We start from the raw sequence: 25,965 nt of genomic DNA, 5'->3' as shown, positions 1-25,965 counted from the left end.
CTATACAGATTAGATGTCTGAGAGAAACGATGCAGCTTACCTCGTTCTTGAAGACGGTTCTGTTTATCCTGGAACCCGCTTTGGCTCCCATTCTGATGCAGAAGGCGAAGTAGTCTTTACTACTTCAATGAACGGATACGTTGAATCGCTCTCTGATCCGTCTTATAAAGGCCAGATTCTCGCAATAACACATCCACTCGTAGGGAATTATGGTGTGCCGGAAAAAATCAGGCGTAACGGAATACTCACTAATTTTGAATCTGAAGATATACAGGTTTCTGGGCTGATAGTAGGCGAGATAACCAATGGCTCGGAATGGAATTCTGAAAAAAGCCTTGAGAGATGGCTCGATGATGAGAACGTTCCGGGAATATCCGGAATAGATACGCGGGCTCTTGCACTGCACATACGTGAGAAGGGCACAATGGCAGGCATCATTTCTAGTTCGAAAGAGTTTAATAAAGTCAGAGATTACGAAAGCATAAATTTTGTAGACATGGTATCGATAAAACAACCATTAATTTACGAGAACAAAGGGCCAAGAATTGCAGTCATAGATTATGGCTTGAAGGAAGGAATTTTGGAATGCATATATTCGATGGGATATTCAATAGTCAGGTTGCCGCATGATGCAACCGAAGAACAGGTACTCTCCTACGACCCAATGGGCATAGTTCTGACCAACGGGCCCGGAAACCCATTGCTGCTAAGCAGAGAGACCGAAACCGTTGCTAAGCTGATGGAACATAACATACCGGTTTTGGGCATATGCTTGGGACATCAGCTTATAGCCATGGCATCGGGAATGGAGATAAGGAAAATGGACTTCGGGCACAGGGCAATAAACAAAGGAGTAATGGAATTGCATACAGGAAAGTGCATGATAACGACGCACAACCATGGCTATGCGGTTTTTGGAGATGTGCCTGACGGCGTTGAGATTTCACATGTTTCGCTTGACGACAGAACCATAGAAGGAATGACAATCAAAAGGCATAACGTCATTACGGCGCAATTCCATCCTGAGGCAAGGCCTGGAACTAAAGACGGATTTAGAATATTTGAGCTCTTCGATTCTGCAGTAAAAGGTTTTATCAGTGGAAAAAGATAAGAAAAATAAGGTACTGCTCATAGGCTCTGGAGGCATAAAGGTAGCAGAGGCAGCGGAATTCGACTACAGCAGTTCCCAGGCGCTGCGTGCGCTCAGGGATTCCGGAATTAAGAGCATTGTGCTAAACCCAAACGTGGCTACCGTGCAGACCAGCTACACAATGGCGGATTCTGTTTACATATTGCCAATATCTTCCGAATATATCAAGCGCGTAATAGAGAAAGAAAAGCCGGATGCGATACTGCCGGGGTTCGGCGGGCAGACAGCACTCAGCGCATGCCTAGAGCTTTGGGACGAAGGATTTCTGCAGGCCAAAGGGGTAGAATTTCTTGGCACGTCTCCTGACGGGATTAAAAATGCGCTGGGAAGGGCGGATTTCCAAAGGCTGATGAGGAAGCTCAAAATACCGGTTCCCCCTAGCTTCGGGGTCAGAAGCGCCGAGGAGGGGATTGATGCTGCCAAGAAGCTCGGATTCCCGGTAATGTGCAGGGTAAGCTTCAATTTAGGAGGCCGGGGTTCTTTCATAGCACATAGCTTGGAGGAGTTCGAAAACTCAATATCAAGAGCGTTTGCGCAGAGCGGAACAGGTGAAGCGCTTGTTGAAAAGTACCTTAGCGGCTGGAAAGAGCTCGAATACGAAGTAATGAGGGACAAAGATGGAAATACTGCCATAATCGCGTGCCTCGAAAACCTGGACCCTATGGGCACGCATACCGGAGAATCGGTAGTAGTAGCTCCCGCTCAGACCTTGGACAACTACATATACCAGGAGATGCGAAGCATGGCAATACGCGTAGCCGAATCGATAAGCTTAATAGGAGAATGCAACGTGCAATTTGCTCTAAATCCAAACAGCTACGAATTTTTCGTGATAGAAACCAACCCGAGGATGTCAAGGTCCTCTGCGCTAGCAAGCAAGGTGACAGGGTATCCGATAGCGTATGTAGCGGCAAAGCTGGCGCTTGGATACAGGCTTCACGAACTGCAAAACGAGATTTCACACAGCACAAGCGCATATTTTGAGCCCAGTCTGGATTATATTGCGATAAAGATGCCGCGTTGGGACAATAAAAAGTTCGAGATGGCTGAGGATTCTGTAGGCAGCGAGATGAAAAGCATAGGAGAAGTAATGAGCATAGGCAGGAATTTCGAGGAGTCGCTGCAAAAGGCAGTAAGAATGTTGGATATTGGCGAAGAGGGCGTCATAAGCACGAACGAAGCGATAAAGGCCATGAGCAAAGGCGAGGCAGTATCGGCCCTGAGGACGAGGAAGCCATATTGGTTTCTCTACGCCGCCAAAGCTTTTGAAGAAGGCGCAAGCGTTGGAGAAATTCACGATGCAACGGGAATAAACGCATTCTTTCTAGAAAAGATTAAGAATTTGGTCGGCAAATATGCGGAATTTTGCAATTTGAAAGAGGATAAGAAAAAAGGGATGGTTGAATTCATGCTCGGCCTCGGATTCTCCGAGAAGCAGCTTGGCTACAAAGGTCTCGGTCAAAAGGCAAAGCACATAGATACGCTGGCCGGCGAATGGCCTTCCGATGCAAATTACATGTACCTTACCAGAAATGCAATTTTGGACGAGGCAGAAAAGCAGGATGGAAAAGATAGCGTGCTCTTTCTCGGGGCAGGGTGTTTCAGGATAGGCGTTTCCGTAGAATTTGATTACGCAACCGTGATGGCTGCAAACGCGGCTAAGAAGCTGGGAAAAGGCGTGGTTATGCTAAACTGCAACCCTGAAACCGTGTCTACCGACTGGAATTTCTCAAAAATACTGTTATTCGATCGCGTAGGCGCCGAATCCGTAATCCCTATATCAAAGAGTTTCGGCGTAAATGATGCAGTTGTTTTTACAGCCGGGCAGATAGGCAACAATATATCCGAGGAATTGCACGGGAGTGGGATAAATATCCTTGGCAGCGGACACAAGGCAATAGAAAGCGCGGAAAACAGGAAGTTATTTTCAAACATAATAAATGAGCTCGGCATCAAGGAACCGGAATGGGAGAGCGTAGCGTCAGTATCCGAAGCAGTAAATTTTGCAGCAAGAGCAGGTTATCCGCTCATGGTCCGGCCTAGCTTTGTGCTCAGCGGATCTTCCATGGGGATAGTAAAGAATGAAGACGAGCTCAGAAGAAAGGTTTTGGGAATAGAAAAACGATACATGCACAAGCCAGTAGTCATATCAAAGTTCATATCCGATGCTGAAGAAGCTGACCTGGATTGCGCGTCAGATGGAAAATCAATAATTGGGGTTCCGCTTTTCCATATAGAGGAGGCAGGAATCCACAGCGGCGATTCTACAATGCAGGCTTTCCCGACAGAGTCAAAAGAGGCCAAGAATAGGGAGCACGTTGTTGAAAAGATGAAAAGCATTGCAGAAAGCTTGGTGGAAAGGCTGCATATACGCGGTCCGTTCAATCTGCAGTTCGCCATAAAAGATGAAGTACCTTACGTAATAGAGCTTAACCTAAGGGCAAGCAGGTCCATGCCATTCAGTTCCAAAGCCACTGGCAAAGAAATCCTGGATTATGCAATGAAGGGATGCTTGTACAATTTTGACTGGGACGGATTCTATAGCCCGAAGCTAAAGGCATATGGGATAAAATCGCCGCAATTCTCATGGGCACAGATAAAGGGGGCGTACCCTTGCCTTGGAGCAGAAATGAAAAGTACTGGAGAGGTGGCCTCTTTCGATAAGAACATAGATGCAGCGCTTCTTAAAAGCTGGATTTCCGCCCAGCCAAACAGAATGCCGCAAAGGGGGGCGTTGGTTTATGGGAATGGAGCAGCTACCGAAACGCTCGAAAGGGAGTTGGAGGATAGGACAAGCCTGAAACTTTATAGCCTAGAAGGTTTTGAAGCCAGCAGAGGAGCAGAGGCATTATCAGAAAAAGAAGCCCTGAATTTTCTCAGGGACAAAACCATAGATATAGTTTTTACTGACGGACACATCCCCGAAAAGGATTACAGTGTAAGGAGGGCTTGCGCAGATTTTAATGTTCCAATGGTATTAAATTCCAGGCTTGGATTAGGGCTTGCGAAAGCCTTAGGAGCAGAAACCGATGCTAATGAGCTCAAAGATTATTGGTGATGCTCTCTCCTTCTTTTCTCGTTCTGTTCCATCAGCTTGGCCCATAGCGTAGTGTTTTTCAGGAAGGCTTTCAGCATCTTTCCGGCAAGAGGAGGGCGCGAGAGGCCTTTTAGCGATTCCAGATATTTCATATCCTCGTCGGACAAGCTCCATGACATTGCATCTGCATTTTCCTCTATATGCTTAGGTGAAGATGCCTTTGGGATAGCCACAACTGTGCCTTTCCCTTTCTGCAGCACGTAGCGCAGGGCCACTTCTGATGCAGGCTTTGAATACTTCTTGCCAGTATCCGAAAGCGCTTGCATTATCGATTTGTCATTAAATATTGCACCCCTTGCCAATGGACTGTATGCTATCAGTGCTATGCCCTCCTTTTTGCAGAATTCAAGAAGCTCGGATTCCGGATCTCTTACTGATATGCTATATTCAACTTGGTTGGATGCTATTTTTGAATGGTCCAGCGCCTGCTGGGCCCTAACCATTTCCTCTACCGAAAAATTGCTTACCCCTATATTCATTATCTTTCCTTCATCAAGCAGCCGCTCCATGGCATGCATCGTTTCTTCTATTGGCACCCTGTTGTTGGGCCAGTGCAACTGATACAGCCATATGCTTTTCTTGGCCAGGCGTTTCAGGCTTGACTCGCAAGCCTTTATCAAATCTTCGTACCTAAAATGCGATGGCGAAACCTTTGTTGCCAGGAAGACGTTTTCTAGCCCCTTTATCGCCTTCCCTACGAGTTCTTCGTTTCCGTACATCTCTGCAGTATCAACAAAGTTTATGCCTAATGAGATGCCATGCCTTATTGCAGCAATGCCGGACTCGGAATCGTTAGGGATCTTCCATGTTCCCAGGCCTATCGCAGTAATCTTTGCCTTAGAATCGCCATATCCGATATTTACATATTCGGCCAAATTATCACCAATTCTTTTTATTTGTGCAAGCAACGATTTACTGAGCAAATCGGGAGCTGCATAAGCGAGAGCGCTTCCCTCATAGGTTGAAGCGCTCAAGCATTATTGGCGTATTTTATGTTTATACATATTTCCATAGTGTGCTTTTCTCATACCTTTTGGAAGGTTTTGCATTCCTTTCGTTTTGCTGATTTTTGCAGTTTACGAATAGCTTTATAATATGAATTGATAATTTAATGTGATCCAATGGAAGCACGGAAGAAGCGCATTGCCAAGCCAAGAGGGCGGAAGGCAAAGGCCTTAAAGAAAAAGCCAAAACTTGGAGTTTCGCTTTTGGTTATAGCGGGAGCGATTGCCGTTGCAGTAAGCATAATAATAGGGATAACTGCCTTTTCGGGCGAACCTATATTCGCTGTCGCAGATGCAGGAGCAGGAGCCATAATAGGCGTCGCAATAATAGCCGGAGCTATGAATGCTTACACAGCAAATGCCAAAAAATCTGAGACCTGGGCCGTTGTGGTGCTGATATTATATTTGATCGAGATACCTTCTTTGTGGGGTTTTGGGATAGGCTTCATAATCGCACTGGTAGGAACCATAATAACCCTTAGAAATTGAGACGTTACCATTTTCTTACAGCATTATATATGTATCCCTTGAACTTTGATGGGAATAGCCTGTTTAACCTTGACCTCGATATTCTGAATCCCAGCGTAGCTATAAACATCTGTGGTACTTGCTTGTGAAGTACGAGCTTGGTGCCCTCATTCACCTGATGATAAGTTATTGGTATTTCTTCCACCTTTAGGCCAAGCGTTTTGGCAGAATAGAGAAGATTTATGTCGAAGCTCATATCCACAACCGAAAGCGTAGGGAGTATTTTTCTTATCGCATCGGACCTAAAGACCTTAGCTCCGCATTGTGTGTCTTCGTAGTTTATACCAAAAAGCATACGGATCATAAGATTGTAAAGCCTGCTCGAGATGTACCTGGAAAATGGAAGGTAACCGATAATTTTTCCGCCTCTTGCATACCTGGATGCTATCACGCCTGCGATCTCCTTGCCTGCTTTTAGGCGATTAACCATGCGCAGGAACTCTGATGCATAAACTGCGTTGTCGGCATCGACAAAACCTATTATGTCATTTGATGACGATTCTGAAATTGCATGCTGAAAGCCTTTGGTTATTGCTCCACCCTTGCCCAGCCTGCGCCTTGAATAAATGAGCGATACGTCCCCGTGCCTTCTTTTGATGTCCTTAACGATGGAATTTGTTTTGTCTGTTGATTCCGAAACCACTATTATCGAATGCTTTATTGCATTCTTCCTGAAAACGTCTTCGTAGAATTTCAGAGTGTTGATTATCCTGGCCTGTTCGTTATAAGCCGGTATGATTAGGTATACTTTCATCGATAATCAACTTCAGCCAGCATTGTTGCTGAAAAGGGTGTCTACATGCTGTTTGAAGCGCTCAAACCCTATTGATGCTATCGAGTTTATGGATTTGTAGCCTTTGTAATACATATCTTTTAAGGAACGTTTTACGTCGCCGCCATCAGCAATCACTATGGCTACGGCAAGTACGCGGCCCACTAGGTCTATGGATTCGTAATCCTCCTCTATATATATGCCAGAGATGAATTTTTCTAGTGAGCCTCCGACTATGTTTTTGTATAGCAGGATCAGCATCTCCTTTAGATTTGGTATGTCGACCAGCTCCTGCCTGCGAAAGATGTTGCTGGCAAGAAGGGCAGTAGAATTGTCAGTGTCCGAAGCCGTTGCGGTAAAAAGTGAAGAAAAGCTTATCTTTAGCAGCTGGTCTGTGGTATAGTTTGCAGGGAAATCGTTGTCTGAAGAGGTGCGATGCTTCTGCTTTTCTTGATAGTAGTGTGCTGAAACTACACCGTTTATTACCATGCGCAGGAACTGCTCTCCAGTATCTTTGCCTGCTATTGTCATCGTATTGTTGTTATTCTCGTATTTTATGTATAGTTCTTTGCTTGTAAGGTCAAAGACCAGTTTTGGAGCCGAAGGCATAAGCTTTTCGGGATTCTCGCCCAGAAACAGCGAAAATTTCAACACTGCAGATTTCATGATTTCAGAAGCTTTGCTAGCAGTTTCGTAAGTTTTTGCGGGTTTTTGATTATCCAACCAAGCACCGTGGCACGCATCCGAAGGCTATGCTCATGAACAGTTGAGCTTATAAACATAAATCTTTTGCGGAATCGATGGTTGCGAGTAGTTGAACACCATTTTGAAACCAGAGTCATTGAAGAGTGCAAGCGTCGTAGAGTTAGGATTTTCAAGGTATGCGTAGGAGACATTATATTTTATTGCAGTAGTGCATGACGCCTTGGATACTATTTGCATCGTTGCGCTTATCATCTGAGGCGGCGGATACTTGTATATGCCACCGACGTACTGGCTTATCGAAATCAGCGTCTGCCTCATTGCTATGCTTGAAACAGGATTCCTGAACGCATTATAATCATTTACAACAAAGACAGCTCCTGGAGGCGTGTTGTTCGTTATGTAAGATGCCGCTGCAATTTCTGCATTTGTTAGGAGGGGCTGCCTGAAAGCAAAAACATCATGGGTGAAAAACAATGGGAAATTTATGATGACCAATATCACTAACAATATCCCAAATGCCCTCAACAAAAGGCCTTTCCTCCACATTGCATCCACCAGGTAAGCCATGAAAAGGCAGAGCATTAAGAACACATATATGAATATCTTGTTTGAATCCGCAGGATTTGGCTGTGGAGTATATACAGTCACGAATACCCATAATGCCATAAATGGTATGAAGAATGCTTTTGAATTGCGTTTTGCGTAATAAAGACCCAGCAATCCCAATATGACTGGTATTCCTGCAACCTGAAGCCAGAAGAACACAATATTTTCCATGCTCAGGACAGCAGTAACGAATGCGTTGCTCCCATGCAGCACATAATTTTGGTATATGAAGTATGACCAGTTGGCTTCCCTTTTCTGCGAATTCATGTATAGCAGCTCTATGGAACCGATTATCGCAAACGGTATCGCAGCAAGCACGAAATTGTATAAGCCCTTGAGCCTGCCTTTTTTTGCAAGCACGTAGAACAGGGCGGATATTCCCAGAAATATGACAAGTATTACGCTCTCGGCATTGGCAAGCGGAAGCATTCCTGCCAGTATGCCTAAAAACAGGTATTCCTTTGCCCCAAGCTTCGTTTCGGAGAAGAAACCCAGATATATTATGTATATTGCGGCCAGCGCAAGCGGAAGGCCGAGCAACAGATCTCTTTGGGCAAGAAGCATGCTGTTTATTATGCTGGTCCAGTAGGATGTAGGTATTTCGGACATCTTTAGAACCGAATATATGAAAGAAGGTATAGTATTGTGCGGTTGTGGCAAATAGAAAAGATGTGCGGGCTGGAATAATGGAGTGATCTGTTTTATGAACGGGAAATCGAGTATTTTTATAAATCCAACTCCGCCGAACCAGAACATTATAGTTGATATCACCGATATTCTGGTGCTTTTTGATATTGCATAAGCCACCATCATGCTCAGCCATACGAATGAGAACACGAGCATCACGTCGGGCAGCATCAGTGCACCGACTGTCCCAAGCCCGAACCTGTGGAGCATGCCCATGTAAAGGTCACTCATGAATGGGAAAACGTTTTTTGTCCCAACGGTGAAGTAGTATTCCGGAGGGAAATGGCCGAATGCTACGGAATAACCAATGCCTATGTGGTAAAGGGCGTCGGAACACGATGCATCTATGCAGTATATGCCGTTGGCATAATTTCCGGTGCCCGCTATGAATATTATCGCAATTATAACAGTTATTGCAAGCGCAAATATCCAAGCCCACCTAGGAAGAGAAGTTATCGATATCTTGAAATTGCTTTTCTTGTGCTTCTTGAGGCTGCTGAAAGCTGAATCATAAATAGGCTTTGAATAAACCGCGGCCAACGCGGCGAGCATAACCAAGAATGATAGCCCTATAGCATATGAGTTTATGCTTCCGAAAGCGTAGTCAAAAGCAAAAAGAAGAGATGTAAATGAGACTATTCCAAAGGGTATTCCTATTGCAATGGATTCAACAGCGCTTCTTGAGAATTGCATCCTCAGCGCTATCAGCGCGGCAATCAATGAAGGAAAAACTGCAATTATGATCCAAAAAAGCATCGAAACACAATTTATTATATTTGTAAAGTTATAAAGATTATTATAGCGATTTTATAAAATCAGTTAGTCAGGGGTACATAGGATGCACTTGAGCGCTTTTACATTGACATTGATATTTGTAATAATACTCGCAGGCATACTTCTTTATGCCCAAGAGGCGCATGCATCAAATCTACATCGTACAAATGTGAATGTAGGTTCCCAGAACAGCGGGATTGCTGAGCAGATAAGCAGGGTAAAAAATATAACTTACGAGTACATATACTCAAATAATGGAAAGCTCAAAGGCACCGCCGAGATGGTCGGTATAAATGCAATAACAGTTAACTCGAGCGCTCAGGATATTAAGCCCGGGAAGCTGTTTTCAATACGCATACTTTACAATGGCTATTTCGGTTTCAATACAGGGGATTACAACAGCACCGCATTCCTTCAGAAGACAGTCAACCTATATTATTTTGGATACAGAAGCTCTGGAGCTGATAACCTTCTCGTATATGACAACTTGGTGAATGTTTCCAAATATTTCGTACTCAAAAATTCTACCATGGGAGTACCTACAGGCTTGAACCCTTCGAATTACCTGCAGGAAACCGTTTACTTGGAGCCAACATCCAACGCGAGTGGAAAAACTTGGAATTTCTGCGGCGGGCTTTTCCTTGCATACCTTAATGATACGCACAGTGGAGGGCAATTCAGTTATTTAAGCTTCAACGGTACATATGTCCACAACTCCAGCATGCTGAACTTCTTATCGGATAACTGCGCGAGCGTGAAAGTTTCATGAACAGAAAAACCGCACTGGTTTATTTTATACTTGCAATAATAGTTGCGAATGCATCGTATTACGCCTTCACCCATTACGAGGGTCCGAGCGTTTACGGCGACGACCCAAACTATCTCTACCTTGCCAGCTCCATGATACAGGGCACATACATAATGAATCCGGGCTACATATTTTCTCTAAGAGTAATGCAGTTCGCCCCGATAGCAATGTTTTACGCAATATTTGGTGTACACACATATTCTGCATCGGCATGGGATATATTTTCATACCTAGGCGCAATAATAGTCACGTTCCTGCTTGGAAGATTCTTTTATAGCAACAAGGCAGGGCTGTTCGCAGCGTTTACCTTGAGCATATTTCCCCTGCTGACGAAATACGCAGTTACAACTGGCGAAGATCCTCCGCTGATGTTCATTTCTTCGCTGGCCATACTTATGCTTCTGTACGGCATCAAGACCCATAGACCGAAATATTACATTGCAAGCGGGATCTTGCTAGTTGCCGACTGGCTGATAAGCTATGAGGCAGGAGTAGTGATTGCATTTGTTTTGGTGATGGCGCTTTATTACACGATTAAGCGCTTTTACGAGCATAGGAAGCACTTTGGCAACGCCGTGGTAAATTCGTTCTATGCGTTCTTTGACCATCTGGCAAAGGGAAGGTACGGAAAAATATACAGCCAGGCCAGGCATTTTTATGATTGGCTTGGCAAGCAGGGAAGCGTATTTCTTGCCTTAGGGGTAATAATCGGGTTTTTGCTGACATTCATATTCAGCGCCTACTTCTCCAATTCCGGACCGTACGTTACAGTGACCAGAAACCTAAACTTTTACAGCGCAGTAGGGAGTTCAATCAATGGCCTGCCAACCATACCCACTACAGACGTGAGCTTGATGTTCTATCCAAACGACATGTTTCCGTACCACTTCATAAGCATGCTCATGCTGCATATGAGCTTGGGCCAGTTGCTCAACACCATTGGCAACAATGTCTTTGGGATAGGCACGCTGACAGAATTCGGAATTTCGTTCTACGTGGTTGTGCTTGCAATAATAATACTGGTGCTTGCAAGGGAGAGAAAAGCGCTTTTCGCAGGGATATGGTTTGCATTCATGTTCCTTTTTCTGCAGTTTGGGCCGATGTCAGCTGGCATAAGCCTTGATCCGCTGAGCATTCATTACATACTTGCTTACAGGCTTGGAAGATTTCTCATAATAACGATACCCGCGGCTTCGGTCATGGTGGGCATTGCCTTTTCAAAGCTCACCGAATTCAAAAGGCTTTACTTCTTAATTCCTGGAATAATATTGATCGTAGGCCTGTTGGCGGTGATGTATTTCAACAATAGCGTAGTATCGACTTTCTGGTATTACTGGCAGTATTACCCAGAGTCGATATCCATACAGGCAGGAAGGTACATAAGGTATGACAGCAATGCGACTGCCACGACTCCGATATACACGGAGGCGTTCTACAACAATGCAGTGGTCCCATACACCGGCTCCAACATGCCAGAATACCTGGGAGACCCGTCTACAAGCATGCTGCATTTTGAAATAGACAACTCGACCTCGTGCGGTGATTTCTACAACGGCAGTTATGTAATATGGCACGGGCCAGCGCACTGCAACAACTGGATAAACGTCTTCAATGTTTCAAAACCCAAGGGCATACCAGAATATTTCATAGAATACGAAACGCCTTCGCTGCCGTACGTTCCGACAAACGTTTATTATGTAAAGTGAGAAATTGTCAATATTGAAAAGGGATAAAGAACTTTGCTAAAAAAACCCGTTTGTGCTTATATGGCAAATAAGGCATTGCTTGCTGCATTCTTTGGCGTTATGCTAGCCTTGATGCTGTACGGCGGCGTTGCCCATGCGGCGAATGCAGGATCTTACTGCAATATGGCTGTGAGCTCCAACGGGACTTATAGCATAGGTTCTTCTTGCAGCGATACGGCCATAAGCTTTCCAGCAGGAGTGTCACAAGCCAAAGTTTACTGTGGACCAGGATCTAGCGTAAGGAGTGTGCTTTTCGGCAACAATACGTACAACAATACGCTTTTCAACTGCACGTTTAACAATGCCAGAATAGCAAGCATGCACGACGCACAGAACAACATAATAAGCCCGTATGGCAGCTACAACACTAGCTTCTTGGGAAATTCCTCTAACTTGGCGGTTGGATATTACTTCGTTTTTGTCCCGAAAGGCCCAAATGGAAACTATTCCCTCGGCGGCTTCGCTGCGATAATGCCGGATGCGCTTGTCAAATTCAATCCAGGAGTAGGGGGTTCCCAGCAGACAACATATGAGCAGATAGTCCAGGATGCACAGATAAACAATTATATCCTGCCGCGTTTTGGCGCAGTTCCGCCAGGACCAGTGCTCTTAGGCCCACAACGCTTTGCTGTAGAGGCTTACAGCATATACAAAAACCACACGTTCAGCTACAACCCCTATTTTTTTATAAGCCCGTTCTGGGGCTGGGATGAGCTTACGTTCAAAGTCATAAACATAACCTCAAACGTCAACTTCACACCGACGCTCGTATATCCGCGCATGACTGAGAACGTCCAGTTTCCAGATAACACGTCCATGTACTGGAACTACACCGTGGTAAAATACAGCAATGCCACCAATATGACATTCTATTTCTGGAAAGGGTATCAGGTTTCCCCAGAAGGCAGGATAATGTATGAGGTCCACAACGTGACTAACGGCAACTATAACTATGACCGTGGAGTTCAAACCCCTGGAATACACGAAACCATAGCCGTGCTTAAATCCCCAGAATTTCAGGAGCACGACAACTCAACCACCGAGACATATGGAGTAGGGCTGGCGTTCTGCACGGAGAAAGAGCCGGCCATTTTCATGCCGGGATATTACACAATGGCTTACAAGTACCTTGGTATGCTTAATACGTTCTTCCCTTCAAACCAGACTTGCAATACCACATTGACAGTAACCAACAGCAACATAAAGATAAACTGCTTAGGCGGAATAATAAACTCTACGAATACAAGCATACATGCCATCAATGCGAACAATCTCGCTTTGGAGAATTGCAGGATATACGGAAATGCGATTGACGCCTTAGGATCCAAAAACATGAGCATATATAACAGCACGATAACTGCAAACAATGACACCAATGTGCCTTTCATTCTTAACGATTCCAGCCTTTACTTGTACAATACCGAACTGATAGGATATTCGCATAACGGGACCCTAGCCCACAGTTCAAGCATAAAGTCGTACAACAGCTCTTTTGACATCGTAACTACAACCATAGATTATAACTCCACCACCACATCAAGCACCATACCTAAAACGACAACCACAGTTCAGCCCGGTGCGCCTAAGGTAAACAACTTTGAGGGGGGCCTCTATTTGCATATGCTTGAACTGCTCGTAATTTTTCTTTTCACTACGCTGATTATAGCTGGGCTTTATCTATTGGTTATAAGTGCATTTAAAACCGCGAAAACGAAGCGCTGAAAATCAGGGCTTGTAGCCGAATTTCTTTAGCATTTCCCTTCTTTGCTTTATGTGTTCTTCATCTTCAACCCCAATGCACGTCTGTCCATCCACCACACCAATTACTGCCTTTCCTAGGTCTGTAGAAACCATTACTACCTGCACTCTGTTTGCGGTAGCACAGAATATTTCGGATACTTCCGGGACCGACCTTACGGCATTGACAACGTTTATGGGAAAAGCGCCGGTAAAAAGTATTATGAAGGTATGTCCTGCCGCTATGCCAAGGGCGTTCTTTTTAGCAGCTTCTGTGAGCTCATTGTCGTTCCCTTCGTACCTTACCAATCTTTCTCCGCTCGCTTCGACAAAGGCAAGGCCGAATTTCACGTTGGGGGCCGCAGAAGCCATTGCCCCGTAGAGATCCTCCACAGTTTTTATGAAGCCCGCATGACCTATTATGCACTGCCAGTCGTCCTTCTTGTATACTTCATAAGCGCTCATCTCCAACCAAAAACACCCCTTTTCTTGTTGTTTTTATATGTTATTACAACTATATCCTCAAAAAACATGTGCTTTTTGCCCAGCACCTGAGCATTCAGCGTTTCTACATCTAGATCGTATTTGTTCACCGTGCTCTCGACCATTATCACTCTCCCATTTGCAGATAGGTGGCTGAACGAGTCTTTGATGAACCGATCTATTAGATCGCGGCCATCTTCTCCGCCATCGGTTGCAATTTTCAGGTAGTCTTTCGTTTCGGCCCCAAGGCGAGCGGATTCCAGGTAAGGAGGATTGAATATTATTGTGTCAAACCTTCCTCTTATGTCTTCGAAAAGATCGCTAACCACAAATGTGCCCTCCACATCATTCTGCTCGGCGTTGTGCCTTGCGCATCTTATCGCGTGTATGCTTACGTCTGAAAAAGTAACCTCGCAGCCCTTCTTTGCCGCTATTATGCCCTGTATCCCTGTGCCTGTGCCAACGTCAAGGGTTTTGCCGGAAGCTAGTCGCTGCACTGCCTCAGACAGCAGATCCGAATCTTCTCTTGGCCTGTAGACGTCATGACATTCTGTTATTTTTACCCCATTTTTTACGAACAGCAAATCACTTCGTCAGTTTATTATGCCTATGCTAACCATTTTATCTTTAACCATATTAAAAACTACGATACTTATGGATTTCTTGGAATACATAGAAAATTACAGGAAGCTCGTATACGACAAGATATGCGAATACGTGCCTATGAAGGAGCCGCTGGGCCATTATAAGATAACCAGGGACTACATAGACAGGCAGGGCAGCTACAGGAGGCCTGGGCTTGTAATGCTAACCGCACAGCTTTACGGAGCCACACCAGAAGATGCACTGCTTCCAGCCGCTGCGCAGCAGCTTTCCGAAGACTGGATACTGATACAGGATGACATAGAGGACGATTCGGATCTGAGGAGAGGTTTGCCGGCATTGCACAAAAAATACGGAATCGTGCATGCCATAGATGCAAGCGATACAGGACAGATAGCGATGTGGAAGATGCTCAAGGACTACATAATACAGGCAGGAGTAGAAAAGGGCAACAGGCTGTATGAGAAATTCTACGACATGATGGCTTATACCGTAGAGGGCCAATATATTGAAAACACTTTCATACAGGACACCAAGGACCTGAGCAAGGCAGACGAAAGCCTTTATATGAGAATAGTTGACAGCAAGACGTGCTATTATACTGTTTATGGGCCGATGCAGCTAGGGGCCATCGTAGCAGGCCAAAGCGACGAAACGCTCGAGCTGTTAAAGAAAGTGGGAGAGAACGCAGGGATCGCATTTCAGATAACAGACGATATCCTTGACATGACTGCAGACGAGAAAAAGTTTGGAAAGAAGAACTTTGGGGACCTCTACGAAGGAAAGCTAACGCTGATAATACTGCATTCGTACAAGAGCGCTACTCAAGAGGAAAAGCAGAAGATAGATGCCATATACAGGAAAAAAAGGCAGGAGAAAACGCAGGAGGAAATAGATTATCTAAGGTCAATCATAGAAAAGTACGACGGCATAGGTTATGCCAAGGGCGTGGCGGAAAAATACGGAAGCAAGGCGCAGGAGCTTGTAGAGCAATACGCCAGCACTATACCCAAGAACGAATATACGGACATAATAATATCCGCAATGCAGAAACTATACAAAAGAGACAAGTGAAGACGCGTTGGTTTATATCTGCAATCACGGTTGCAGCACACTCTGGCGGCATAGTTTTGCATTCCTTTTTAATTGGCATGAGGTGCGTCGTTGGAAAACTTGAAAGAACTCAGGAAAGAAATTGATAGGATAGATAGCGAAATTTTAGGGCTTATATCAAAGCGATTTGCAGTTGCAGGGGAGATAGGAAACCTGAAAAAGTCCATGGGAATGGAGATATACGATCCCGAAAGGGAAAAAGAAATCGCGCAAAAATGGAAAGCAGAAGGCAAAGAGCGTGGGCTTGACAGCAAAATGCTGATGCCAATATTGGAAAGCATACTGAGTTTTTCCAAACACAGGCAGGAAAGGCATAAGGATACTAAAAAGATAGTCATACTTGGGACAGGAAGCATGGCAGAAGCGCTGGGAATGCTTGCATGCAACTCGGGCCATGTCGTTTATGTAACTGGGAGAAACAAGCAAAAAGCGAAAGAGCTTTCTGACCTTATAGGAGCAGAACCGCTTCCCGAAAATGACATTGCTGCTGATTACATATTGCTTTGCGTTCCTCCGGAAGTTCTAGACAGAAAGCTTCTTGCTCTGGTTGCAAATTGCAAATGCGATACGCTTATGGACATATCCTCTTCTAAAACCGAATTTTGGGAAAAGTCCGGGGAACTTGCCTCTGAAGCGAAGATGAGGCTGATATCTACGCATCCGCTCTTTGGGATGGAGGATGCTTATGCAGGCTCTAAAATAGCAATAATAACTGACAACTGCACATCCGAAGAAGCGGAGGAAGCTTCGAGATTCTGGTCTTCCACGGGTTTGGTCCCTGTGAAAATGAGCATGGGGGAGCACGAAAAAGCCATGGCGGTATCGCAGGTGCTCAGGCACGCTTTTGCCCTTGGGTTCTACGACAGCGTGGTTGAGCTTTCCGGAAAATTGCACGTGGATCATAAGAAAGCAGCTACCGCAAAGTTTACCCAGATGCTGGAAAACGCTGAAGCTATAAAATCAGAGGAGTGGGTAGCGGTGGAAATAGCAAAAAGCAACCCTTATTCAGAAATGGCTTACGATATAGCAGAAAAAGGCTTAAGGAAGCATGCAAGCGCAACGTTTTTAAACCTTAAAGATTAAAATACAATGCCAAACGGTAATAGGAGCAGGGAAACGCCCGATCCCATTCCGAACTCGGAAGCTAAGCCTGCTCACGATATGTGTGTACTGTCTGCGGATGGGAAAGCATGTTGCTGTTTGGCACTTATGTTTTAACACTCTTTTTTACATTGCGTAAAGCGGTCAAAGCAACCTTTTTTATTTTTTAGCTTGGAGATATTCATGGGTTGTTTTATGAACGCGAAATCAGCGGCAATGCTAACAATATTCTCGTTTGTACTGCTTAGTACAGTCTCTTTTGCTTCTGGGATAGGTACATCCAAGATAACTTTCTCCTCTGCCAATTTGACAATAGCCCCAGGTGCTGCGGGAACAGTATCATACACCGTAAGCCTTACAAGCGGAAAGGTATGGGGCACCAATACCAATCTGGTCAATTCGGCGAACCTTAGCAATGAGGGCATAAACGTAAGCTTAAGCAAAACCTATTCGGATCCAAATTACACAGGAGTAATGACGATAAAGGTATCGAGTGCCACCAAGCCAGGGAGGTATGCAGTACTTCTGAATGCTACTGGAGACGATCCGTCAGTAACCAACGCGCTGTTTACCGTTTTCGTTAAGACAAGCGCAGTAAACACTACTACGACAGTTCCCCCTACGACTGTGCCTGCATTCTCGCTTTATAATTCAACCACAAAAGCAGTTAATGCAACCAAGGGTGCCAGATTCTCGCTAATGGCAATGGACGGAAAGCTGATAAATGTCACAGTCCCTGCAGGAACATATGTTGAGATGGGCAACAAGACGCTTTCAAGCTACAACTTCACACTGGCAATATACACCATATCAAATCTGTCAGCTCCGTCAAGCGCGAGCAAGGATATAGTGACATACGGATTTGCATACCTGGTAAACGGGCTGATAAGCCCTGCCATTAGCTTCGTGAATGCGACCGGAGCAGACATGCCGCTTATAACGACTGCACAATACAACTCAAGCTGGACTTCATGGACATTTTTAGGTGGCAAGCAGGTTAACACCAGCTATATAGGAGGCAGTTACAAATTTGCCGACGTATGGACATACAACAGCACTGCCGAAGATATAGTAAACACGCAATTCTTCAAGCCGGTAATGTGGGTGTTTATGATAAAGCCAAGCAACGTAACTACAACATCTACTGCCCCAACAACAGTGTCCACAATACCGACTACTACACCTACTACAATATCGACCACTGCGCCGTACACAAGCAGCAATAACAGCAGCACAGATTACTATGCAGCGGCAATTATAATCATACTGATAGCAGCAGTGATAGCATATGCAATGCGCAGGAAGAAGTGAACAACAATGAATAGGTCAGCCCTGGCAAGCCATGCAGCATTGCTGCTAGTATATGCGTCAGGGCTGTACTTGCTTCTTTTTGACAAGCTTTTAAGGCAGTTCGGCTATTTTCATTGGATAATACTTTTGGCATACCTGATAGTAATGGCAGTGACCCTGGCCATAAGGTATGTAACAAGGAAGAAAGCACTTACGGCTTTGGTCGGCATTTTCGCTCTTCTGATGTTCATTGCGCAAATTGCTGACGCAGCCCTCAACCTGCCTATAAGCGGATTCAAAGGAACAAATGGGTTCGCGTATCTGTTTGGATTTGGGACTACGCCGCTGTCTTCTTTCGGAACCTCTACTGCATTTACCATATTCCTAATTTTCAATATTGTGCTTGCAGCATTGTGCTTTGCACAGTACAGAAAAAAGTAGCCTTTTGCAACCTTTTCAGTCAGCATTGCCTTAATATATTTCTAGGTTAAGCCGGAGTGTACGTTTTAATACATGTACTGGCTTAACGCCCGCTTACCTATGAAAAACAATATGCAAGCGTTATTTGCGGCCAAGCTTGCATGATTTGCATATTCCGAGTTTTCCGTCGAAATCATCGCTGCATACCCTTCTCCCGCAAAGCCTGCACGTATGGCTGGCAAGCCTTTTGCCACATATGTCGCACAGCATCGTTACCTCCATAGTATCACTTTTTGCCTTTCTGCACCGGATTTTGGCTCTTTCCTAGGTCCACATATTCCCCTAGCAGCTCCTTTGCCTTTGACAGCGAAAGAGGCCTCATGCCCTTGTTCTTGGCGTAGTTGCACTGGTAGCGTATGTATGTCTCACTCACGTCAGTATTTGGGTTGAGCTGCTTGCATTCGTCTATGTACTTCTTTATTGTTTCAATTGCCTGCTCCACGTCCATGCCCTTGACGTTTATAAGGTACGGCGCAAGCACAAGGTTCACGGTCCTGTGGCGCACATCAGGTATGGGCGTAGCAAGGACCGTGTCCACCCACGTGCTGCCCTGCAAAGCAGGTGCACGCTTTGACATAGATTCCGGCAGCTTTATTTTTGATGAGGAGTAATAGTCGAGAACTTCTTTTGGAAGCTGGCCCTTTGGTATTGGCAATCCTGACATTACCTTGAGGTATATAGAATGCTCGAGCGCCCTTGAGAGCTCCTGCCTGTCCATTATCACAAAACCGTTCTTTAGCTTCATGTTTACAAGCGCATAATGCTCGCCGCTCGGCTTCTTCATCAGGTATTCGGTAAAGCTTATTATGAATTCGCTGTTGCCGTTGCTTGATACGTTGTACGATAGCTGCTTGGCAAGCCCCATTATGGTTTGATCCGTCTCCTCCCTTAAGACCATTCCAGAGCGCTTGGCCTCTCCGGATGCGAAAGCCTTTATTAAGAGAGGGTTTGCGCTTGCGCTTACGAGCATCCTAGCGTATATGTAGCTTATCACATAGCCGAGCTTGACGTTCTCTATTTCTATTCGGAAATAGCTTTGCTTCTTGTTCATTGCTGCCTCTACCCTGTCCCTGCCTAGCTCCAGATACCTGTAATCTATCTGTTTGGGCCCTTTCTCGGCTATGACTGCCCTGGCCTCTTCCGAGAAAGGGTATTTGTACGCTATGTCTATTTCTTCGCTAGTAACCATACAAACACTGAAGTATACAATTCAAATATAAACCTTTTCAGAATTAAATAACTAGTGTTGTTATGGAAAAGCAGAAAAAAGCCAACCACAATTCGTCCCTGTTGAGGATGGACAATGCCGCTTCGGATGCACATTCAGAAAGCGAATCTGCACAAAAAACCGGAAGCAGCGATGAAATAACGTATATAGATTACGAAGACGATGAAGAGGTCTACATGCCTATAAAGTATCCCGCTTTTGAAAACGCCTTCAAGAGCTTCGTGGAAGAGCTTGATTACTACTCTATTTTCGACAGCAGCGACTCGATTTCTTTTGAACTTGAAAAAAGAATAGCCCCAGAAAGCCTTTTGGAAAGGGTAATAAAAAGGAACAATGCAGAGACGGACATACAAAAGATAGAAAAACAGCTTGGCTGCTATGTAGAGATATTTAGGAAAGCCTTAAAGGAGATAAACAGAATGGAGGAAGAAAACGCCCAAAAGTCTGAAATAGAAAAAAGAAAAGGAGAGCTTTTTTCAGGCATTGTTATGAAATTTGACGCAGAAACTGAAGAATTCGGTGATTTCACATATGAATTTGCCCTGAAACGCTTATACATTGATTTAATGCAGACAGCAAACATGAACGGAACGCATGGCTGGGAAATATTTGATTACTTCTGCATGTCTGAAGCCGATCCTGAATACAGGAAAAGCATATACGAAGAATTGATCGGCAATATTTACAATAACTGATGCTGCGCAATGCGTGCGATTCGTGGAATTTTCAAAAAGGTTAAAAGCAAGCATGGATAAAACTATTTGCCCGTAGAGTAGCTTTTGTTGGGGCTGTACGCTAACCTGGCAGACTTCCAGCCTCGGGCGCTGGATATCCGAGTTCAAATCTCGGCAGCCCCATGTATTTTAAGGGGTTATATATAGAGCCTGAAATGGTTCCCTTTGCTAAGATAGTTTTAGCATGAAGAAGAGGGGAAAAGTTTGTACGCCCTAACTGTTTAAAATAAGTCTTTCAACCTGCTGTTTTGCTTCCTCTAATTTTTCATTTGCTTCTTTTTGTAATTGTTCTGCTTCTTTAACTCTTTTTTTGACTCCTTCAGCTATCTCGTTTTGGATGGCTATTGGTGGTAACGGCACTTTAATGCTTAGAAAAACTTTTGGTGGTAAATGTTTGATTATTGATCCTATGCCCTCTCTATTCGCTAAAAGTTTCATAAAGCTACTAGATAAAATAGATTTTACAAAAAAACTGTTGATTTCTTCTTTGATTTTCAAACGCAAGATACCTCCACTTATAATAGCTTCCTTATCTTTTCCAACTATTGGACAAAAACCAATACTTCCGTCTTTTGAATATAGCAACTCATCTTTTTCTGGCTGATATTCTTTTAGTTCATAGTATAAATCTTTTTTGATTTTTTTCTTTGTGTTTTCATAATCAATCTTATAATCTTTTATGTCTGAAACTCTGATAAATGGAACTCCTTCTTCTGTATAAGCTTCTGAACCAACTTCTATGCCCTTTTTATAGTATTCTAATAAATCTTCGATTTTAACTAAGCCGTATTTGCCTTTTTCTATTGCACTTTCAACTTCTTTAAACTTAGGTTGATAATAATACGGATCGGTTCTATTATTTTGTACTGTACTGGAACTAACAGTATAGAACATTTTATCTTTCAGTTCTGGTAGTTTTATACCTAATTTATCTAGAACATATGTATCTATCGAATCGAAAATTTTCTGTGCTTTAAATTCATTTATTTTTTTAATATTTTTAGCTATGTTATACATTTCTACAATCTTATTTTGTATTTCTGATGAGGGTATAGGTATGATTATGTTTTTTAATTCCTCAAGAGTTATAGCTGGATAATTACCACCACTACTTCTTTGCAGCATCTGTTTTAAACATATCTGTGTGTGTAAAACGGATAATAAATATTCTTTTTTAATGTTATTAACTTTCATTTTCCTTAAAACTGCAAATCCAGTCGAAGCGATAAATCCGTCCATTCGCTTGTCAATTATAGCGATTGCGCCCCGTTGTGGTCTCGTAGTAGATATGATAATATCGTTCTCCCGTACTATCATTTTTGCTCTACTTGGTGCTTTATCTTTTTTGTAATAGGTTATATTTTTTATTTCGCCCATTTCTGTATCTATATCACCAATTTCAATATATGGAAATTCGTTTTCAAAAAAATCATTCTGGTTCCATAGTTCATTTGAAAATTCAACAATAGACTGGAGTTTCTGATTTTGAAGCGTTTCTAATGTAGTTTGCAAATTTCTAAATTCCTGTCTATAAAAATGGGGATCTATTCTCCCTTCAATCAGATCAGAATAAACTGTAAAACATTCCATTTTAATCACCTTTGTAAGCTTTTGAGTTCTTTTCAAATTTTCTGTACTCTTGGAGAATAGCATTTAGGTCATTTATTTGATCTTTTCTGCCAGTTGCGTCATAACCTATGTGTTCTGCTATCGCCATAAAGATAGGGTAGTTACTCAACTTCTCATCGTCTTCTTTCTTTCTCAAAAAGACTAGAGAGGACTTGACACCAGCACCAAAATGGGTAAATGCAAATTGTGGTAAAGAAACCACTGCTAAAATTTGTGAATTTTCCATTAGGAAATTCCTTACATATTGTAAGGAGGGATTAGTTAGAATGCCGTCTGGCAAGACAATCGCCATTTTTCCATCTGGCTTGAGGAAATCTAAGCATCGTTCTATAAACAAAATTTCTGTTTTCTGGTTTTGCTTACCTTTACCTAACTCATATTTGCCCAGATAATCCTTTTCTGTAGATTTAACATCCGCACCGAAAGGTGGATTTGTTAAAAGTATATCGAAGTGATTTTTCCTGAAAACATTATGTTGTTTTGTTATCTCATTTATATTTCTCAATGAATCAGTGCTTATAATATTCGTGTGTCCATCGTCGTGAATAATCATATTCATTTTACATACTCTTGCTATCTGGTCGTTGATTTCTATTCCATAAAGATTATTCATTGCAAACTTATGCCAGTATTCCCACGATTCACTCCCATCGTAGTTCTGTTCAGCATATTTTCGCACCTTATCAAGAGTATTTAGCAAGAAACCACCAGAACCGCAAGCTGGGTCTATGACTAGATCGCTTCTTTCAGGATTTAGCACCTCTACACAGAAAGTTATTGTTTCTCTAGGGGTGAAAAACTGCCCCATCTTTCCTTTAAAGAAATCTTCCATAAACCTCTCAAAAGCAACACCTTTTGTATCCAAGTCTATCTTGTTTATTGCTAATCCCTGTAAGTGTTCAACAACACTGTAAACTACCTTTGGATCTAACCGTATGTCTTCTTTGAAGACCTCTGCATCTTCTTTTTTAGCCTTTTGATATATTTCATTTATTCTATCAAAAATTTCTTCTGGAGATTCATGTGTTCCAATCTGAAAAGCATACGCTTCTCCTTTCTTTGTTGTCTTCTCGTCTCTCAATTTACAGAAAAGCAGTTTTGAAACTTCATCAAAAGCAGTTGTTGGAGCTAACTTTCCACCTTGCCAGATAGTATCATGTGATTTCTCTAATGCCCTAATCAGTTCTTCTCTTGAAACTACTTTTAGTTCTTTGTCTGCTTCACCTTTGATGAATTTGTATTTCGGAGTTTTTCCATACTTCTTTGGGATATCAGAAATAACATTTTTTTCACGCTCACTTGGTTTAAACCCTGCCACATCGAAAGCGGTTTTAGTTATCCCAGCAACAACAGAAGCAAACTTTGCTCTTAGGCTATTTGCATTTCCAAAAGCCTGCTCTATTGCCTGCTTAAATTCCGCATCAGTTATCCCATCTCTCTTGCATTCAATGACAAGGTACTCTGATCCGTCATCTTCGTAAACGACAATATCCGCCCTATCTTCTGGCGTTCTTCGTGGAACAGTAACCTCAATATCGATGTTTTTAGCGGGATAATCGTAGTCTAGAACAAGTTCGCAAAAATAGGATGCTCGCACCTTTTCTTCTGGATTTTTGAAAGATGTCGTATAGTCTCTTTTGCAGTGATAAGTTATTCTTGCATCTTCATTACTTAAGGTTATTATCTCTTTACCATTCCCTCTTTGTATATTTTTTACAAAAATTGATTCATGATCTTCTTTCATTTTCTCACCAATTTAACCATTTATATCACCGATTATTACGCTTAGCATACGCTAACAAATACGTTCTTGCTTTACTATCTTCACCCAGAAACAGTCGGCCATTTGTATAGCGTTGCCATAGCGCAATTTTCGTATTTATTTTATGTAAATATAAGTTTATATACTTTAGTATCATGTCAATCAGCCAATTTATTCATAACCTTGCCATATACCTTGATCCTTTTGCCTTCTTTTATGTGCTTCTGCATATACCACAATGTTGACTTATTTATACCTAACCTTTTGCGGTCTTCTGCCGTTAGGCTGGCTACAATGTTGGAAACGGATGGGCTATTATCTTTATTTTGAATTTTAGTATTTAATTGAAGCTGCTTAAATTTACTGACTATTATTCATTTCCAGAAAATGCGCCGCTGCCTCCAGTATCTATGTGATGAAGCCTAAGCTCTGTTAGTACTGCGCCAGGCACATATTTTGATACTATGTTCTCCCAGTTCTTGTTTCCGACAAGCCCTTTTACCAAGCTTGAGCTTACAGCACTAAGCTTGGATGGAGGCATCAGGAAAACAGTGAGTATAACTGCTTCAATATCCTCATTTACGCTCCTTATGCTTTTTTCGTATTCGAAATCCTTGAGGTCCCTTATTCCTCTAACTATAAAGTTTGCGCCTTCCTTCTTGGCAAAATCTACCAAGAACATGTCTTTAAAGCTAGTTACTTCGATGTTTTCCATACCTTTGGTTATGCTTTTCAGCATTCTTACCCTATTCTCAACGCTAAACGCGTATTTTTTATCCGAATTTATGCCTATCGCAACAATAAGCTTATCGAAGATCTTTGCAGCTTTTGATATCATCCATAAATGGCCGTTGGTTGGCGGGTCGAAACTGCCAGCGTATACCCCTATCTTTTTACCTGTCATTTAAACACGGATAACTGGCAATGCAAATTTTAAATATCATGAGCATAGCGATAAGCAGCTGCTTAGCAATGCGACGAACCGCTTTAAGAGTGCATATCTATTTATATTATTTGATAATATTAGATTAACGATTGGTAGTATGGCAACTATAACTGGAAAATTTCCCAAAGAGGCAATGGCTATAGGCTCTGCAAAGACTGGAGTTATTAGGGAAAGCCGGTGGCATACGTAAATTAGGCGTGCTTGGCGGCATAGGCCCCGAAGCAACATCTGAATTCTATAACAAGCTCATATTAAGGCTGCAAAACAGAGGAATGATTCGTTCTAATGCGGACTTCCCACAGATAATCATAAACAGCATACCTGCTCCAGAGTTGATTTACGACAACATTTCTGATGAGGATTTAGAGCCGTATTTTGAAGGCTTAAAAGAGCTTGCGTCGCTTGATCCGGAGCTTATAGTTATGGTATGCAACACAATACACATATACCATAAGGAGCTCCAGAAGAGCATAGATGTACCTATACTTGACTTACGCAAAGAAGTTAAAGGGTTCCTCAATGCACACGATATAAGATCCACGTTCATAATGGGCACGCCAAATACATTGGGCAAGGGCTTATACAGGTTTGATGGAATAAAGCACATTGGGCCCAGCGCTGAAGAGCGGGATATGCTCACCGAGGCCATTTTCGAATTCAATAAGGGCAATAATTATGAAAAGGCCAAAAGCACGAATATGGCGATTGACATATGCAACAGGTATGTGCCATCCAAGGCAGATATAGCAATTTTGGGCTGCACAGAGTTCGGAGTAATGTTGAATAAAGAGCCATTGCCAAAGATAAGCACAATAGATATACTTGTGGATGCCGTTATATCGCGCTTGGCGTGCTCTAGCCAATGATGGCATTAAGCATTATGTAAAAGGCATTCTATGCATCCTTTTTAATCTTCTGCCGTTAAGCCGACTGTCTTATTGCGAATATATGTGTTATCTGCGCTCTTTATACGATATAATGTA

General features: G+C 43.1%; 23 protein-coding genes, 1 tRNA gene and 1 rRNA gene. 14 read left to right on the top strand and 11 right to left on the bottom strand.

Going from position 1 to position 25,965, the window contains the following annotated elements; genetic code table 11:
• Positions 1–13: 13 nt before the first annotated feature.
• Both carA and carB read left to right on the top strand, forming a co-directional pair.
• Positions 14–1,111: a glutamine-hydrolyzing carbamoyl-phosphate synthase small subunit gene (gene carA / locus Micr_RS00665; protein ID WP_203134745.1), complete on the top strand. Its 1,098-nt coding sequence runs from the start codon at positions 14–16 to the stop codon at positions 1,109–1,111.
• On the top strand, positions 1,098–4,208 hold the full coding sequence (gene carB, locus Micr_RS00660; protein ID WP_203134744.1) for a carbamoyl-phosphate synthase (glutamine-hydrolyzing) large subunit: 3,111 nt from the start codon (positions 1,098–1,100) through the stop codon (positions 4,206–4,208). Before carA ends, carB begins: the two co-directional genes overlap by 14 nt.
• On the opposite strand, the gene Micr_RS00655 is transcribed toward carB, so the two are convergent.
• Positions 4,199–5,122, bottom strand: coding sequence for an aldo/keto reductase (locus Micr_RS00655; protein WP_203134743.1), 924 nt, complete (start codon positions 5,120–5,122; stop codon positions 4,199–4,201). The two genes, carB and Micr_RS00655, sit on opposite strands and share 10 nt — an antisense overlap.
• A 246-nt stretch (positions 5,123–5,368) precedes the next feature.
• Between Micr_RS00655 and Micr_RS00650 the strand changes: the two genes are divergently transcribed.
• Positions 5,369–5,740 carry a hypothetical protein gene (locus tag Micr_RS00650; RefSeq protein ID WP_203134742.1) on the top strand — a complete coding sequence of 124 codons (372 nt, stop codon included), beginning with the start codon at positions 5,369–5,371 and terminating at the stop codon, positions 5,738–5,740.
• A 4-nt stretch (positions 5,741–5,744) separates the two neighbouring features.
• Here Micr_RS00650 and Micr_RS00645 read toward each other — a convergent pair whose 3' ends face one another.
• The 3 genes from Micr_RS00645 to Micr_RS00635 are packed head-to-tail and all read right to left on the bottom strand — an operon-like array spanning position 5,745 to position 9,305.
• Positions 5,745–6,533: a glycosyltransferase gene (locus tag Micr_RS00645; RefSeq protein ID WP_203134741.1), complete on the bottom strand. Its 789-nt coding sequence runs from the start codon at positions 6,531–6,533 to the stop codon at positions 5,745–5,747.
• Positions 6,534–6,545: 12 nt separating this feature from the next.
• A complete protein-coding gene (locus Micr_RS00640) occupies positions 6,546–7,274 on the bottom strand; it encodes a hypothetical protein (RefSeq protein ID WP_203134740.1) in 729 nt (242 codons plus the stop codon).
• Positions 7,275–7,307: 33 nt separating this feature from the next.
• Entirely contained in the window at positions 7,308–9,305 is a 1,998-nt protein-coding gene (locus Micr_RS00635; RefSeq protein ID WP_203134739.1) for a hypothetical protein, read from the bottom strand.
• Positions 9,306–9,393: 88 nt separating this feature from the next.
• Here Micr_RS00635 and Micr_RS00630 point away from each other — a divergent pair, with 88 nt between their 5' ends.
• Genes Micr_RS00630 through Micr_RS00620 form a run of 3 tightly spaced genes read left to right on the top strand, consistent with a single transcriptional unit; the run spans position 9,394 to position 13,598 of the window.
• Entirely contained in the window at positions 9,394–10,092 is a 699-nt protein-coding gene (locus tag Micr_RS00630) for a hypothetical protein (protein WP_203134738.1), read from the top strand.
• A complete protein-coding gene (locus tag Micr_RS00625; RefSeq protein WP_203134737.1) occupies positions 10,089–11,837 on the top strand; it encodes a glycosyltransferase family 39 protein in 1,749 nt (582 codons plus the stop codon). The genes Micr_RS00630 and Micr_RS00625 overlap by 4 nt, the downstream gene beginning before the upstream one ends.
• Positions 11,838–11,897: 60 nt before the next feature.
• Positions 11,898–13,598, top strand: a complete 1,701-nt coding sequence (locus tag Micr_RS00620) for a hypothetical protein (protein ID WP_203134736.1) — start codon at positions 11,898–11,900, stop codon at positions 13,596–13,598.
• A 3-nt stretch (positions 13,599–13,601) separates the two neighbouring features.
• Here Micr_RS00620 and Micr_RS00615 read toward each other — a convergent pair whose 3' ends face one another.
• Both Micr_RS00615 and Micr_RS00610 read right to left on the bottom strand, forming a co-directional pair.
• On the bottom strand, positions 13,602–14,078 hold the full coding sequence (locus tag Micr_RS00615) for an adenosine-specific kinase (protein WP_203134735.1): 477 nt from the start codon (positions 14,076–14,078) through the stop codon (positions 13,602–13,604).
• Entirely contained in the window at positions 14,075–14,680 is a 606-nt protein-coding gene (locus tag Micr_RS00610) for a HemK2/MTQ2 family protein methyltransferase (RefSeq protein ID WP_203134734.1), read from the bottom strand. Before Micr_RS00610 ends, Micr_RS00615 begins: the two co-directional genes overlap by 4 nt.
• A gap of 70 nt (positions 14,681–14,750) precedes the next feature.
• Here Micr_RS00610 and Micr_RS00605 point away from each other — a divergent pair, with 70 nt between their 5' ends.
• From Micr_RS00605 to Micr_RS00585, 5 genes are all read left to right on the top strand, one after another.
• Positions 14,751–15,773: a polyprenyl synthetase family protein gene (locus Micr_RS00605; protein ID WP_203134733.1), complete on the top strand. Its 1,023-nt coding sequence runs from the start codon at positions 14,751–14,753 to the stop codon at positions 15,771–15,773.
• A 90-nt stretch (positions 15,774–15,863) separates the two neighbouring features.
• The gene (locus tag Micr_RS00600) at positions 15,864–16,895 is read left to right on the top strand and encodes a chorismate mutase (protein ID WP_203134732.1); all 1,032 of its coding nucleotides are present in this window, start codon (positions 15,864–15,866) and stop codon (positions 16,893–16,895) included.
• A 9-nt stretch (positions 16,896–16,904) separates the two neighbouring features.
• Positions 16,905–17,017 (top strand): 5S ribosomal RNA (gene rrf, locus Micr_RS00595).
• Between the two features lie 91 nt (positions 17,018–17,108).
• Positions 17,109–18,224, top strand: a complete 1,116-nt coding sequence (locus Micr_RS00590; RefSeq protein WP_203134731.1) for a hypothetical protein — start codon at positions 17,109–17,111, stop codon at positions 18,222–18,224.
• A gap of 6 nt (positions 18,225–18,230) precedes the next feature.
• Positions 18,231–18,644: a hypothetical protein gene (locus Micr_RS00585; RefSeq protein WP_203134730.1), complete on the top strand. Its 414-nt coding sequence runs from the start codon at positions 18,231–18,233 to the stop codon at positions 18,642–18,644.
• Between the two features lie 120 nt (positions 18,645–18,764).
• On the opposite strand, the gene Micr_RS00580 is transcribed toward Micr_RS00585, so the two are convergent.
• Entirely contained in the window at positions 18,765–18,905 is a 141-nt protein-coding gene (locus tag Micr_RS00580; RefSeq protein ID WP_203134729.1) for a hypothetical protein, read from the bottom strand.
• 4 nt (positions 18,906–18,909) lie between these two features.
• Complete coding sequence (priX, locus tag Micr_RS00575) at positions 18,910–19,872, bottom strand: DNA primase noncatalytic subunit PriX (protein ID WP_203134728.1); 963 nt, start codon at positions 19,870–19,872, stop codon at positions 18,910–18,912.
• A 62-nt stretch (positions 19,873–19,934) separates the two neighbouring features.
• Here priX and Micr_RS00570 point away from each other — a divergent pair, with 62 nt between their 5' ends.
• Positions 19,935–20,606: a hypothetical protein gene (locus tag Micr_RS00570; protein ID WP_203134727.1), complete on the top strand. Its 672-nt coding sequence runs from the start codon at positions 19,935–19,937 to the stop codon at positions 20,604–20,606.
• Between the two features lie 89 nt (positions 20,607–20,695).
• Positions 20,696–20,768, top strand: a tRNA-Pro gene (locus tag Micr_RS00565).
• A gap of 90 nt (positions 20,769–20,858) precedes the next feature.
• On the opposite strand, the gene Micr_RS00560 is transcribed toward Micr_RS00565, so the two are convergent.
• The 3 genes from Micr_RS00560 to coaD all read right to left on the bottom strand — a co-directional run bounded on the left by Micr_RS00560 (position 20,859) and on the right by coaD (position 24,940).
• On the bottom strand, positions 20,859–22,235 hold the full coding sequence (locus Micr_RS00560; protein WP_203134726.1) for a restriction endonuclease subunit S: 1,377 nt from the start codon (positions 22,233–22,235) through the stop codon (positions 20,859–20,861).
• Position 22,236: 1 nt separating this feature from the next.
• Positions 22,237–24,018, bottom strand: a complete 1,782-nt coding sequence (locus tag Micr_RS00555; RefSeq protein ID WP_203134725.1) for a restriction endonuclease subunit M — start codon at positions 24,016–24,018, stop codon at positions 22,237–22,239.
• Positions 24,019–24,406: 388 nt separating this feature from the next.
• Positions 24,407–24,940 carry a pantetheine-phosphate adenylyltransferase gene (gene coaD / locus Micr_RS00550; RefSeq protein ID WP_203134724.1) on the bottom strand — a complete coding sequence of 178 codons (534 nt, stop codon included), beginning with the start codon at positions 24,938–24,940 and terminating at the stop codon, positions 24,407–24,409.
• Between the two features lie 239 nt (positions 24,941–25,179).
• Here coaD and Micr_RS00545 point away from each other — a divergent pair, with 239 nt between their 5' ends.
• Positions 25,180–25,848, top strand: a complete 669-nt coding sequence (locus tag Micr_RS00545; RefSeq protein ID WP_203134723.1) for an aspartate/glutamate racemase family protein — start codon at positions 25,180–25,182, stop codon at positions 25,846–25,848.
• Positions 25,849–25,965: the final 117 nt, after the last annotated feature.

Source organism: Candidatus Micrarchaeum sp. (assembly GCF_016806735.1).
GTDB classification, from domain to species: domain Archaea; phylum Micrarchaeota; class Micrarchaeia; order Micrarchaeales; family Micrarchaeaceae; genus Micrarchaeum_A; species Micrarchaeum_A acidiphilum_A.
The sequence above is the reverse complement of the archived record's forward strand: the minus strand, read 5'-3'. Positions and strand labels throughout refer to the sequence as shown.

Coding starts and splice junctions, on each gene's coding strand:
- priX (WP_203134728.1), bottom strand. CDS start 19,872: ATGGTTACTAGCGAAGAAATAGACATAGCGTACAAATACCCTTTCTCG.
- Micr_RS00560 (WP_203134726.1), bottom strand. CDS start 22,235: ATGGAATGTTTTACAGTTTATTCTGATCTGATTGAAGGGAGAATAGAT.
- Micr_RS00650 (WP_203134742.1), top strand. CDS start 5,369: ATGGAAGCACGGAAGAAGCGCATTGCCAAGCCAAGAGGGCGGAAGGCA.
- Micr_RS00605 (WP_203134733.1), top strand. CDS start 14,751: ATGGATTTCTTGGAATACATAGAAAATTACAGGAAGCTCGTATACGAC.
- Micr_RS00635 (WP_203134739.1), bottom strand. CDS start 9,305: ATGCTTTTTTGGATCATAATTGCAGTTTTTCCTTCATTGATTGCCGCG.
- carA (WP_203134745.1), top strand. CDS start 14: ATGTCTGAGAGAAACGATGCAGCTTACCTCGTTCTTGAAGACGGTTCT.
- Micr_RS00555 (WP_203134725.1), bottom strand. CDS start 24,018: ATGAAAGAAGATCATGAATCAATTTTTGTAAAAAATATACAAAGAGGG.
- Micr_RS00590 (WP_203134731.1), top strand. CDS start 17,109: ATGAACGCGAAATCAGCGGCAATGCTAACAATATTCTCGTTTGTACTG.
- Micr_RS00570 (WP_203134727.1), top strand. CDS start 19,935: ATGGAAAAGCAGAAAAAAGCCAACCACAATTCGTCCCTGTTGAGGATG.
- Micr_RS00645 (WP_203134741.1), bottom strand. CDS start 6,533: ATGAAAGTATACCTAATCATACCGGCTTATAACGAACAGGCCAGGATA.
- Micr_RS00625 (WP_203134737.1), top strand. CDS start 10,089: ATGAACAGAAAAACCGCACTGGTTTATTTTATACTTGCAATAATAGTT.
- Micr_RS00580 (WP_203134729.1), bottom strand. CDS start 18,905: ATGGAGGTAACGATGCTGTGCGACATATGTGGCAAAAGGCTTGCCAGC.
- coaD (WP_203134724.1), bottom strand. CDS start 24,940: ATGACAGGTAAAAAGATAGGGGTATACGCTGGCAGTTTCGACCCGCCA.
- Micr_RS00620 (WP_203134736.1), top strand. CDS start 11,898: ATGGCAAATAAGGCATTGCTTGCTGCATTCTTTGGCGTTATGCTAGCC.
- Micr_RS00615 (WP_203134735.1), bottom strand. CDS start 14,078: ATGAGCGCTTATGAAGTATACAAGAAGGACGACTGGCAGTGCATAATA.
- Micr_RS00585 (WP_203134730.1), top strand. CDS start 18,231: ATGAATAGGTCAGCCCTGGCAAGCCATGCAGCATTGCTGCTAGTATAT.